This is a genomic window from Bradyrhizobium stylosanthis (assembly GCF_001641335.1).
In the GTDB taxonomy this organism is placed as follows: domain Bacteria; phylum Pseudomonadota; class Alphaproteobacteria; order Rhizobiales; family Xanthobacteraceae; genus Bradyrhizobium; species Bradyrhizobium stylosanthis.
Map to the genome: position 1 here is coordinate 193132 of NZ_LVEM01000004.1, position 12192 is coordinate 205323.

Sequence of the window (12192 nt, forward strand, 5' to 3'; positions counted from 1 at the left end):
TGAGACGTCGCTCCCTCAATACCGTCATTGCGAGCGAAGCGAAGCAATCCAGGCTGCCTATGCGGCGACGGTCTGGATTGCTTCGTCGCCAGCGCAAAATTGCTTCGCAATTTTGTCGCGGGCTCCGCGCAATGACGGTGGAGGGAGCGCGTAGGATGGGTAGAGCGCAGCGAAACCCATCAATGGCGTGGCGAGGCGTGAGACGATGGGTTTCGCTGCGCTCTACCCATCCTACGGATTGCGCCCCAGCTCCCGCTTGTACGAGGCGTAGTTCGGCTGATCGACGGCGAGCTTGTCCATCGTGGTCGCCCACAGGTGCTCCGCCAATCCCGGCGTCGCCAGGTCGACCTCGCCTTTTGCGATGCGCTCGGCGAGTGCGCGGTTGAGCTCGGTGACGGAGCCCTCGATGCCGAGCATTGCGCGGAGCCGTTCCACCTCCGCAGCATCACTCTGCTCCTCCTGCGTCAGCTGCCGCGTGACGAGATCGAGGATGTTGATGGCGACGCGCAGCTTGAAGGCCTGGTGGCCGGAGATCAGCGGTGCGATGTCGCCCCGGAGGAAGTCGGCGACCGATTTGGTCAGCTCGATCGGCGTGGGTTCGTCCTGCATGCGTCAGCTCCCGCGCGGCGCCAAGAGCCGCAACAGATCGATCTCGGTCTCGCTGGCGCGGCGGCCGATCATGGCGCGCTCCATGGAATGGTCAGGTCCCTCGCGGAACCGCTGCATCATGCCGCCGCACATGATGCCCCAGCGCAGCGTCCCCATCACTTCCCAGAATTTTACGCGCGCGGGATCCACCCTGCGGCCCGCGGCCTCATAGCCGGCGAACAGATCCTCGCGCGAGCCGAACCCGCCCACGGGCTTGTCGATCTCGCCGAAGCGCCACGAGTTGACGCAGACCCAGCCGAGATCCTCCATGGGATCGCCGAGATGGGCGAGCTCCCAGTCGAGCACCGCGCGAACGCCGTCGGCGCCGATGATGAGATTGCCGTTGCGGAAATCGCCATGCACCAGCGTGGTCTCACCCGACGGGCCGGGATCGTGGTCGCGCAGCCAGCGCAGCGCCAGCTCGAACACGGGCTTGGGCCAGTTCAGGCTGCGATAGTCGCGCTCGAACTCGGCGATTTCCTGGGTCGCGCCGCGGCTGCGCAATTCCGGCAGCTTGTCCTGCGGCAGCCGGTGCAGCCCGGCCAGCACGCCGCCGATCTGGCGCGCGAGCAACGGCCGCGCCGCCGCATATTCGTCATCGCGAAGAATCTTGCGCGCGATGGTCTCGCCCTCGACCCGCTGCATGATGAAGCCGGTGCCGAGATCTTCCTCCGGCACGAGCACATGCATCACGCGCGGCGACGGCACGCCGGCCTCGAAGGCGAGCTGCATCAGTTGCGCTTCGGCGGCGAGCCCCGCCGCGCGCGTTGGAGCTGCACCATAGCCCTTGGGCGAACGGCGCAGGATCGCGCCGATCGGCCCGTCGGGATGCACGATGTCGAAGCGCCAGGTCTCCTGACTGGCGCCGCCGGACAGTTTTGCCGCACCGGTGACGCCGGTCGCGCCCTTGCACCAGCGCCGGACGCTGCGCGAAAGCTCCGCCTCGATCATTTGCCCTTGAACTGCGCAGGCCGCTTCTCCAGGAACGCGCCGACACCTTCGCGGAAATCCTGGGTGTCGCCGGCGCGGAGCTGGCACTGGAATTCGAGATTGAGCTGGTCCTCGAAGGAGTTTTCCGGGCTGTCCCAATAGAGCTTGCGGATCAGCGCCAGCGCCACCGTCGGACCGCTGGCGAGCTCGCGCGCGAGCTTCATCGCCTCCTCCATCAGCACGCCGTCGTCATAGACGCGGTTGATGAGGCCCCATTCCAGCGCCTTCTCGGCCGGCAGCCGCTCGCCCATCAGCGACAATTCGATCGAGCGTGCGCGGCCGACGAGGCGCGGCAAGAGCCAGGTCGAGCCGCAATCCGGCACGAGGCCGATGCGGCGGAAGGCCTGCAGGAAATAGGACGAGCGCGCACACAGGATCATGTCGCCGAGCAGCGCGAAGCTCATGCCCGCGCCCGCCGCCGGGCCGTTGACCGCGGTGATGATCGGGCAGTGCAGATTGCGGATGCGGCGCAGGAAGGGATGGAAGCCGGTCTCCAGCGTCAGGCCGGCCTTGGTCTTCTTCGACTGGTTGTTGCGGCCCTGCAAATTCGCGCCGGTGCAGAAGGCGCGGCCCGCGCCGGTCAGCACGACGCAGCGCACCTCGTCCTTCTTCTCCTCGATCGTGTCGAGCGCCTCGGCAAGGCCGCCGAGCATGTCCACGGAGACCGCGTTCATCACCTCCTGATGGTCGAGCCTGAGGATGGCGACCGAACCATCGAAATCGAGCGTGACGTGCTTGAATTGCATTGTTTCCTCGTCGGTTGCGGCCGCGATGTTTCGCAGACCGGAATTTGCCTGTTCCGGCGCGCATATTTGATTTTTGTCGCGGTCTTGTCCATGGTGATCGGAGCATAGCAAGCAATCTTGCGCGCAGCGGCTGATGCGCCTCATGCCGGGATTGCCAGGAATTTGCAAAATACAGGAAACGCCATGAACCTTTTCGACCTCACCGGACGCGTCGCCGTGATCACCGGCGGCAATGGCGGTATCGGGCTCGGCATCGCGCAGGCGCTCGCGGGCCAGGGCTGCAACGTCTCGATCTGGGGCCGCAATGCTGACAAGAACAAGGCCGCTGCCGCGAGCATGGCGGGGCTGTCAGGCAAGGTCGACAGCCGCGTCTGCGACGTCACCGATCCGGCCTCGGTCAATGCCGCGATGAAGGCGACGCTCGACACCTTCGGTCGGGTCGACGGCTGCTTCGCCAATGCCGGCATCGGCGGCGGCGGACGGCGCTCCTTCATCGAGCGCACCGAGGAGGAATGGCGTACGATGTTCGCCACCAATCTCGACGGCGTCTTCCACGCCTTCCAGGCCGCGGCCAGGCACATGACCGAGCGCGCCAATGCCGGCGATCCGTTCGGCCGGCTGGTGGCGACCTCGAGCCTCGCCTCGATCTTCGGCACCGCGCGCAACGAGCACTACGCGGCGACCAAGGCCGCGATCAACGCGCTGGTGCGCGCGCTCGGCGTCGAGCTGGCGCGCCATGGCGTCACGGCGAACGCGATCCTGCCCGGCTGGATCAAGAGCGACATGACCGCCGGCATCATGGCCAACGAGAAGTTCGTCGCCAACGTGATGCCGCGGATTCCGATGCGTCGCTTCGGCGAGGCATCCGACTTCGGCGGCATCGCCGTCTACCTGATGAGCAAGGCGTCGTCGTATCATACGGCCGATACGTTCGTGATCGACGGCGGCTATACGGCGTTCTGATTTCTGAGCTCGTAGCCCGGATGGAGCAAAGCGCAATCCGGGACAACAAGAAGCGAACAGCCGCGGATTGCGCTACGCTCCATCCGGGCGACAAACTCTGAGGGGCAAGGCTAATGTTCTCACACATCATGATCGGCACTAACGACCTCGACAAGGCCAAGGCGTTCTACGACAGCCTGCTCAGCACGCTCGAGGTGCGCCCGGCCAAGGTCGACGGCCACCGAATCTTCTATTTCACCAAGACCGGCGTGTTCTCGGTGACCAAGCCGATCAACGGCGAGCCGGCGACCTGCGCGAACGGCGCCACGATCGGCTTTGCCGCCAACTCGCCCGAGCAGGTCGACAAGTGGCATGCCGCCGGAGTTGCCGCCGGCGGAACGCCGATCGAGAATCCGCCCGGCATCCGCGAGGGCGCGGGCAACAAGCTCTATCTCGCCTATTTGCGCGACCTCGACGGCAACAAGATCTGCGCGATGCACCGGCTGCCGAGCTGATCTAGCCAGGACGCTGTCATTTCCCGCGAAGGCGGAGAATCCAGTACGCCGCGGCTTCTCGGTTCAATCACGACCGTCTCGGAGTACTGGATCGCCCGCCTGCGCGGGCGATGACGGCGGAGAGTGTGGCGCGCGGCTGTGCCCGGCGCGCCCAACACACCCCATTCAAACAACATTTCAAACGCCCTTGCGAAATTCCATCGCGTGGGATGGCTCGCGCGAGAAAATACGCGCTCGCACTTTGGCGGCGCTGCGACTATTCTCCCGGCCAGCACGAACTCAGCGCCTCCGGGAGGAACAATGACAAAACACACCTACATTCCCCGCACCACCAACTACACCCTCAACCCCGGCGACGAGCTCAACGACCTCCGCATGTCGGACCAGGTCCGGCCGCTCTACGACCACGTCAAGAAGTTCATCCGCGACACCGTCGAGCCGATGTCGATCGAGTTCGCCAAGGCGGGCGAGACCAAGGAAGACCGCTGGAGCTTCACGCCGAAGCAGCTCGAAGTGCTGGAGAAGGCGAAGAACAAGGCCAAGCAGGAAGGCCTCTGGAACTTCTTCCTGCCCGACGACGAGACCGGCCAGGGCCTGAAGAACCTCGACTACGCCTATATCGCCGCCGAGCTCGGCAAGAGCCCGCTGGCCTCCGAGACCATGAACTGCTCGGCGCCCGACACCGGCAACATGGAGGTGCTGGAACGCGTCGGCACCAAGGAGCAGAAGGAGAAGTGGCTGAAGCCGCTGATGAACGGCGAGATCCGTTCGGCCTATGTCATGACCGAGCCGAACGTCGCGTCCTCCGACGCCAAGAACATCTCGACCACGGCAAAGCTCGTCGGCGACGAATGGGTCATCAACGGCGAGAAGTACTACATCTCCGGCCTCGGCGATCCCCGCTGCAAGATCCTCATCGTGATGGTGAAGACCAATCCGGACGCGGCGCCCAGCAAGCAGCAGTCGCAGATCCTGGTGCCGCGCGACACGCCCGGCGTCGAGGTGCTCGGCCCCATGTACGTGTTCGGCCAGGACCACGCCCCGCGCGGCCACATGCACATGCGCTTCAACAATGTGCGTGTGCCCAAGGAGAACATGCTGCTCGGCGAAGGCCGCGGCTTCGAGATCTCGCAGCTCCGCCTCGGACCCGGCCGCATCCATCATTGCATGCGCACCATCGGCAAGGCCGAGAAGGCGCTCGACCTGATGGTGCAGCGTGGCCTCACCCGCGAAGCCTTCGGCAAGAAGATCGCCCATCTCGGCGGCAACATGCAGATCATCGCGCAGGCCCGCTGCGAGATCGAGGCGATGCGGCTGATGGTGCTGAAGGCCGCCAAGGCGATGGACGTGCTCGGCAACAAGGAGGCCCGCGTCTGGGTTTCCATGGTCAAGGCGATGGTGCCCGAGCGCGCCTGCAAGATCATCGACCAGGCCATCCAGATGCACGGTGCCACCGGCATCTCGCACTGGACCCCGCTGGCGGAGATGTACCAGGACGTCCGTCACCTCCGCTTCGCGGACGGTCCGGACGAGGTGCACTGGATGGTGGTGGGACGCCACGAGCTGAGCATGGCGTAAAGGTCTCTCCTCTCCCTCTCCCCGTTCTTACGGGGAGAAGGTTGGGGTGAGGGGCTCTCTCCACACGTGAGATTGTCGACCGACCTGTACCCCCTCACCCGCATCGCATCTTCGATGCGATGCGACCTCTCCCCGCAAGCGGGGCGAGATGAAGAAGGCAAGCTCTCCCCCTTCCAGGAGCCGCCATGGACTACGCCGCCAGCGAGCTGACGCCACGCGAGCGCTACAAGGTGCTGACGTCCTTCATCCTGCCGCGGCCGATCGCCTGGGTGACTTCGGTCGGCCCGACCGGCGTCGTCAACGCCGCGCCGTTCAGCTTCTTCAACGCCTTCTGTGAGGATCCGCCGCTCTGCATGTTCGCGGCGAACCGCAAGCCGAACGGACAGGACAAGGACACCTTTCTCAACATCCAGCGCACCGGCGAGTTCGTGGTCAACCTCGCCGATGAGCCACTGGCGCAGGCGATGCACGAGTCGAGCGGCGACTTTCCGCCCGAGATCGGCGAGCCCGATTATCTCGGCCTGAAGCTCGCGCCTTCAACGGCAATCGCCGTGCCGCGCCTCGCAGACGCGCCCTGGGCGATGGAGTGCAAGCTTTGGAAGCTGATCGACGTCAACGACGATCGCCGCCTGATCATGGGCGAAGGCATCCACTTCCATATCCGCGACGAGTTGTGGGACGACAAGGCGATGCGGGTGCACATGGACCGCTATCACCCGATCGGCCGCATGTTCGCCGACCGCTATTGCCGCACGGATGACCGCGTGGTGTTTCCGGCGGCGGAAGGTGTGAAGAAGTCATAGGGTGGGCAAAGGCGCAGAGCGCCGTGCCCACGTCTTTCGTGCGCATCACGCCGATTGGTGGGCACGCTTCGCTTTGCCCACCCTACGAGACCTAGCTCGAATTCGACCTCTCCCCGCAAGCAGGGAGAGGCGAAGAGACCATCAACTACTTCGCGGCCTCGAGCTTGTCCTGCGTCTTGGTCTCGAAATCGCCAGCGTCGTGACGCTCGTGGAGCTGGCTGGCGGGATCGCCGGAGACGCGGTTGACCATGCGGCCGCGCTTGACGGCCGGGCGCTGCGCGATCTGGTCGGTCCAGCGCTGCACGTTCTTGTAGTCCTGCACGGAGAGGAATTCACCGGCGCCGTAGACCAGCCCCTTGGCAAGCGCGCCGTACCACGGCCACACCGCCATGTCGGCGATCGTATATTCCTTGCCCGCGAGGTACTCGTTGTCGGCGAGGCGACGGTCGAGCACGTCGAGCTGACGCTTGACCTCCATCGCGAAGCGATCGATGGCGTATTCGATCTTGAACGGGGCGTAGGCATAGAAATGGCCGAAGCCGCCGCCGAGATAGGGCGCGCTGCCCATCTGCCAGAACAGCCACGACATGGTGTCGGCGCGGGCCTTGATCTCCTTCGGCAGGAAGGCGCCGCCGAACTTCTCGGCGAGGTAGAACAGGATCGAGGCGGATTCGAACACCCGGATCGGCTCCGGACCGGAGCGATCCATCAGCGCGGGGATCTTGGAGTTCGGGTTGATGTCGACGAAGCCGCTGCCGAACTGGTCGCCGTTGCCGATCCTGATCAGCCAGGCGTCATATTCGGCGCCCTTGTGACCCAGCGCCAGAAGCTCCTCCAGCATCACCGTGACCTTCACCCCGTTCGGCGTCGCCAGCGAATAGAGCTGAAGGGGATGCTTGCCGACCGGCAGCTCCTTGTCGTGGGTCGCACCGGCAATGGGCCGGTTGATATTGGCGAACTGCCCGCCATTCTCCTTGTTCCAGGTCCAGACTTTGGGCGGTACGTAGGCGGGGGCGTCGGTCATGCGGGGGCTCCGGCAAAAAGATGCGCCTGCATTAATTAGCCCGCGCCCGGCCGATGACAAGCCCTGCCGGCCCTGCGTCCGGCGCGGGCCTCCAGGCCGCGTCATGCAACCCAGGGCTACCCCGTCACGGCCTTGCGCGGCTGCATCTCGGACTCCATCACGAAGCCCTCGTATCCCTTCGCGGCGACCTCGTCGCAGATCCGGCGGTAGACGCCGACGCCGCCGATATAGGGCATGAAGATGCGCGGCTTGCCGGGGACGTTGGCGCCCATGTACCAGGAATTGGCCTGCGGATAGAGCGTGCCATGGGCGACCTCGTTGACGTGGGCGACCCATTTCTCCTCGGCGTCCCCTCCCGCTTCCATCGTCGCAAGGCCGCGCTCGCGCATGTGGGTCAGGCAATCGGCAATCCAGTCGACATGCTGCTCGATCGACACGATCATGTTCGACAGCACGGACGGGCTGCCGGGGCCGGTGATGATGAAGAGGTTCGGAAAGCCGGCGCTCATCAGCCCGAGATAGGTCTTGGGGCCCTCCGCCCATTTCTGGTTCAGCGTCTGCCCACCCGGACCATGAATGTCGATCTTCGCGACCGAGCCGGTCATGGCGTCGAAGCCCGTCGCCATCACCAGCGCGTCGACCTCGTGGTCGTGCCCCGCGACACGCACGGCGTTTGGGGTGATCTCCTCGATCGGATTGGCCTTGATATCGACCAGCGAAACGTTCGGCCGGTTGAAGGTCTTGAAGTAGTCGGTGTCGATGCAGATGCGCTTGGTGCCGATCGGATGGCTGTTCGGCTGCAACAGTTTCGCCGTCGCCGGGTCCTTCACGATTTCGGCGATCTTGCCGCGAACATAGTCGGCAGCAGTATCGTTCGCTGCCCGGTCGAGACCAAGATTGTTGTAGACGTACATGAAGGTGAGCCCGCCGCGGTCCCACCGCGCCTTGAATTTGGAGCGCCTGATATCCTCGGCATCGTCGAGCGCGCCGCGGTCGGGCTGCTCGGCATAGATGCCGTTGCGTGCGATCTCGCGGGCGAAGCGGCGGATCTCCGGATAGTTCTGGCGGAACGTATCGCGCTCCTCGGCGGTGAGCGCGGCGTTGCGGGCCGGAATCGAGAAATTCGCGGTGCGCTGAAATACGGTGAGGTGTTTCGCCTGCTCGGCGATGATGGGCGCCGACTGAATGCCTGACGATCCCGTGCCGATCAGGCCGACGCGCAGGCCGGTGAAGTCGACGTCTTGATGCGGCCAGTTGCCGGTGTGATAGACAGGCCCGCCAAAATTCTCGAGGCCTTTGATGTCGGGCTTGCGCGCATTCGACAGACAGCCGGTGGCAAGCACGACGAACTGCGCCTGGACCGTCCTGCCGTCGGAGATTGTCACCGACCAGCCTTTCTCGCGCTCGTCGAACACCGCGCGCTCGACGCGGGTGTTGAACTGGATGTCGCGGCGAAGATCGAAACGGTCGGCGACGTGGTTGGCGTATTTCAGGATCTCCGCCTGCGGCGCGTAGCGCTCGCTCCAATCCCATTCCTGCTGGAGCTCCTCGGAGAAGGAGTAGGAATACTGCATGCTCTCGACATCGCAGCGCGCGCCGGGATAGCGGTTCCAGTACCAGGTGCCGCCGACGCCGCCGCCCTGCTCGTAGACCCGTGCCGAGAAACCGAGCCCGCGCAGGCGGTGCAGCATGTACAGGCCGGCAAAGCCCGCGCCGACGACGACAACATCGTAGGTCTCCGCGGCCTCGGCCGGACTCGACTGCGCTGGCGACATCGGTTGGCGCTCCCTCGTTGTTTTCTGTTGTTGTGCGCCAGCATTCTCGCAAGGCGACCGAAGCGCAAGAGGCAAATCGGCCGGCTCAGGCCTGCTAATTTTGTAGAGCGGAATGGCTCGTCTGGCGCACGACGCCTGCACGCAAGATGCGCGATCGAATCCGGCGTGGCATCGCAGGCGATGATGAGCTAGCGTCGAACGGCCTTCGCGGCGAGAGCAACAACAGCAAACGCGAAGGCCGCCGGGGAGAGAGCCATGAAATCGCCGATCTGCGACATGCTGGGGATCGAGTTCCCGCTGCTCGCCTTCAGCCATTGCCGCGACGTCGTCGCCGCCGTCAGCCGCGCCGGAGGTTTTGGCGTGCTCGGGGCCACCGTGCACACGCCCGATACGCTCGAGCGCGAGCTGAAATGGATCGACGATCACGTCGACGGCAAGCCCTACGGCATCGACGTGCTGATCCCCGAGAACATCTCCACGTCGGGCGAGAAGGACGTCACCTGGAAGAGCCTGGAGGCGCGCGTGCCGCAAGAGCACCGCGCCTACACGCGCGACCTGCTGAAGAAGTACGACATCGAGCTCACCACCACCGAAGTCGCCGCTGACCAGCCGCAGCCGTTCGACGCAAAGACGGCGATGCAGCTGCTCGAGGTTTCCTTCAATCATCCGATCCGCCTGATCGCCAATGCGCTGGGCGTGCCGCCGAAGGCGATGATCGAGATGGGCAAGAAGCACGGCGTGCCGGTCGCCGCCCTCGTCGGGGCCAAGGAGCACGCGCTACGCCAGGTCGCGGCCGGCGTCGACATCCTGGTGGTGCAGGGCACCGAGGCCGGCGGCCATTGCGGCGAGGTCTCGACCATGGTGCTGGTCCCCGAGGTGATCAAGGCGATCAAGCCCATCCGCGACGTGCCGGTGCTGGCGGCGGGCGGCATCATGATGGGACGGCAGATGGCGGCCTGCATGGCGATGGGCGCGGCCGGCGCCTGGACCGGCTCGGTGTGGCTTGCCACCGTAGAGGCCGAGACCACGGAGATCTTTCGCGAGAAGATGATCGCGGCATCCTCGCGCGACGCGGTGCGCTCGAAGGGCCGCACCGGCAAGCCGGCGCGGCAGCTCCGCTCGGTCTGGACCGATGCCTGGGACCGCGCGCCGGACAGCCCGGGTGCGCTGCCGATGCCGCTGCAGAGCATCATCAGCCGCGACGCGTTCCATTCGATCGATCGCGCGGCGGCGAGCGGCAATACACGGGCTCGCGACCTCGTCAGCTACTTTGTCGGCCAGGGCGTCGGTCTGATCGACAGCGTGAAGTCGGCGGGTGCCGTGGTGCAGGAGTTCAAGGAAGACTTTGCCGAAGCCGTCGAGCACATGAATGCGCTGGTGGCGGAGTGATAGATCCTCATGGTGAGGAGGCGCGCAAGCGCCGTCTCGAACCCTAGAGGCCCGCGGCCCATCCTTCGAGACGCCTGCTTCGCAGGCTCCTCAGGATGAGGTCGGAGATTTCTGAGAGAGTGAAGAAGCAAGAAGAAATGACCAATACCCCCGAAGACCGCATCCCCGTCATCGTCGGCATCGGCGAGATCGTCGATCGCCCCAGGGAGATTACCGAGGGCCTCGAGCCGCTCGATCTGCTCGAGCAGGCGCTGCGGCGCGCCGAGGCTGATGCCGGCGCGAAGCTGCTCGGCGAGGTGCAGTCCCTCGACGTCGTCAACTTCCTGAGCTGGCGCTATCGCGATCCGGAGAAGCTGCTGGCAGAGCGCCTCGGCGCGACGCCCGCGCATTGCTATTACGGGCCGGTCGGCGGCGAGAGTCCGATCCGCTACATCCACGAGGCCGCCAAGCGCATCGCGCGCGGCGAATGCACCGTAGCGGCGGTCTGCGGCGCCGAGGCGCAATCGACCGCGACCAAGGCGGAGCGCGCCGGGGCAAAGCTGCCGTGGACGCCGTTCGCCCATGACGTCGAGGAGCCCAAGCGCGGCGCGGCGTTCCAGAAGCCGCTGGCGGTGAAGCTCGGCGTATTCCGGCCCGTCACGGTCTATCCGTTCTATGAAGCCGCCTCCTCCGCGCATTGGGGCCAGACGCCGCGCGAGGCCATGGCTGAATCAGGCACGCTGTGGTCGCGCTATTCGGAAGCGGCTGCGCAGAATCCCAATGCCTGGCTCAAGCGGCGCTATGCGCCAGAGGAGATCACGACGCCGACTGTGGACAACCGGCTGATCGCGTGGCCCTACAACAAGCTCATGGTCGCGAACCCCAGTGTCAACATGGGCGGCGCGCTGCTGCTCACCAGCCTCGCCAAGGCGCGCGCGGCGGGCATCGCGGAAGACAAGCTGGTCTACCCGCTCGGCGGCGCGTCGGCGGAGGAGCCGCGCGACTATCTCCTGCGCGACCAGTTCTACGAGAGCCATCCGCAGAACGCGGCGCTCAAGAGCGTGATGGACCTTGCCGGCGGCGATGGCAAAAAGTTCGACGCGATCGAGCTCTATAGCTGTTTCCCCTGCGTGCCCAAGATGGCGCGGCGGACGCTGGGCCTTTCCGCCGACGTGCAGCCGACCGTGACCGGCGGCCTCACCTTCTTCGGCGCGCCGCTCAACACCTACATGACGCATGCCGCCTGCGCGATGGTGCGGCGCCTGCGCGACGGCGCCAGGCTCGGCCTGCTCTACGGGCAAGGCGGCTTCGTCACCAAGCACCACGCCCTGGTGGTCTCGAAGACGCCGCCGCGCGAAGCCCTGGCGCAGGAGACGAGCGTGCAAGGCGAGGCCGATCGCAACAAGCGCGCGGTGCCGGAGTTCGTGACCGAGGCCTCAGGCAAGGGCAAGATCGAGAGCTTTACGGTGCTCTACGGCCGTGGCGGCGATGTCGAGCACGGCGTGGTGATGCTGCGCACGGAAGATGACCGGCGCACGCTGGCACGGATTCCCGCGAGCGATGACGCGACGCTGGCGCATCTGCTCGACATGAACCGCACGCCGGTGGACTCGCTCGGCGAGATCACGATGGCCGCCGATGGCGTGCCGGAGTGGCGGGTGGCGTGATCTCCCCGGCGTGATCTCGTAGGGTGGGCAAAGCGAAGCTTGCCCACCATCTTGATCGGTCGAAAAAGAACGTGGGCACGGCGCAAGCGCGCCTTTGCCCACCCTACGAGACCTGCGTCCGGGGCACGAGAGCGAG

11 protein-coding genes are annotated in these 12192 nt (G+C 65.5%); 6 read left to right on the forward strand and 5 right to left on the reverse strand.

Features of this window, described 5'->3' with window-relative positions:
- Positions 1-231: 231 nt before the first annotated feature.
- Genes A7X65_RS27395 through A7X65_RS27405 form a run of 3 tightly spaced genes read right to left on the reverse strand, consistent with a single transcriptional unit; the run spans position 232 to position 2384 of the window.
- The gene (locus tag A7X65_RS27395; RefSeq protein WP_063691154.1) at positions 232-609 is read right to left on the reverse strand and encodes a DUF6285 domain-containing protein; all 378 of its coding nucleotides are present in this window, start codon (positions 607-609) and stop codon (positions 232-234) included.
- 3 nt (positions 610-612) lie between these two features.
- A complete protein-coding gene (locus A7X65_RS27400; RefSeq protein ID WP_063691156.1) occupies positions 613-1599 on the reverse strand; it encodes a phosphotransferase family protein in 987 nt (328 codons plus the stop codon).
- On the reverse strand, positions 1596-2384 hold the full coding sequence (locus tag A7X65_RS27405; protein WP_063691157.1) for an enoyl-CoA hydratase/isomerase: 789 nt from the start codon (positions 2382-2384) through the stop codon (positions 1596-1598). The genes A7X65_RS27400 and A7X65_RS27405 overlap by 4 nt, the downstream gene beginning before the upstream one ends.
- 183 nt (positions 2385-2567) lie before the next feature.
- Here A7X65_RS27405 and A7X65_RS27410 point away from each other — a divergent pair, with 183 nt between their 5' ends.
- The 4 genes from A7X65_RS27410 (at position 2568) to A7X65_RS27425 (ending at position 6222) form a co-directional block, all read left to right on the forward strand.
- Entirely contained in the window at positions 2568-3347 is a 780-nt protein-coding gene (locus A7X65_RS27410) for an SDR family NAD(P)-dependent oxidoreductase (protein WP_063691159.1), read from the forward strand.
- A 113-nt stretch (positions 3348-3460) separates the two neighbouring features.
- On the forward strand, positions 3461-3841 hold the full coding sequence (locus tag A7X65_RS27415; protein WP_063691161.1) for a VOC family protein: 381 nt from the start codon (positions 3461-3463) through the stop codon (positions 3839-3841).
- A 300-nt stretch (positions 3842-4141) separates the two neighbouring features.
- Positions 4142-5419 (forward strand): acyl-CoA dehydrogenase family protein, encoded by a 1278-nt coding sequence (locus tag A7X65_RS27420; protein WP_063691163.1) that lies wholly within the window; start codon positions 4142-4144, stop codon positions 5417-5419.
- 185 nt (positions 5420-5604) lie between these two features.
- Complete coding sequence (locus A7X65_RS27425) at positions 5605-6222, forward strand: flavin reductase family protein (RefSeq protein ID WP_063691165.1); 618 nt, start codon at positions 5605-5607, stop codon at positions 6220-6222.
- Between the two features lie 145 nt (positions 6223-6367).
- Here the strand turns inward: A7X65_RS27425 and yghU are convergent, their stop codons facing one another.
- Positions 6368-7246, reverse strand: coding sequence for a glutathione-dependent disulfide-bond oxidoreductase (yghU, locus tag A7X65_RS27430; protein WP_063691167.1), 879 nt, complete (start codon positions 7244-7246; stop codon positions 6368-6370).
- A 116-nt stretch (positions 7247-7362) separates the two neighbouring features.
- Positions 7363-9021, reverse strand: a complete 1659-nt coding sequence (locus A7X65_RS27435; RefSeq protein WP_063691169.1) for a flavin-containing monooxygenase — start codon at positions 9019-9021, stop codon at positions 7363-7365.
- A 255-nt stretch (positions 9022-9276) separates the two neighbouring features.
- Between A7X65_RS27435 and A7X65_RS27440 the strand changes: the two genes are divergently transcribed.
- Both A7X65_RS27440 and A7X65_RS27445 read left to right on the forward strand, forming a co-directional pair.
- Positions 9277-10410, forward strand: a complete 1134-nt coding sequence (locus A7X65_RS27440; protein WP_063691171.1) for a nitronate monooxygenase — start codon at positions 9277-9279, stop codon at positions 10408-10410.
- A 137-nt stretch (positions 10411-10547) separates the two neighbouring features.
- Positions 10548-12056, forward strand: a complete 1509-nt coding sequence (locus A7X65_RS27445; RefSeq protein ID WP_063691173.1) for an acetyl-CoA acetyltransferase — start codon at positions 10548-10550, stop codon at positions 12054-12056.
- Positions 12057-12192 lie beyond the last annotated feature (136 nt).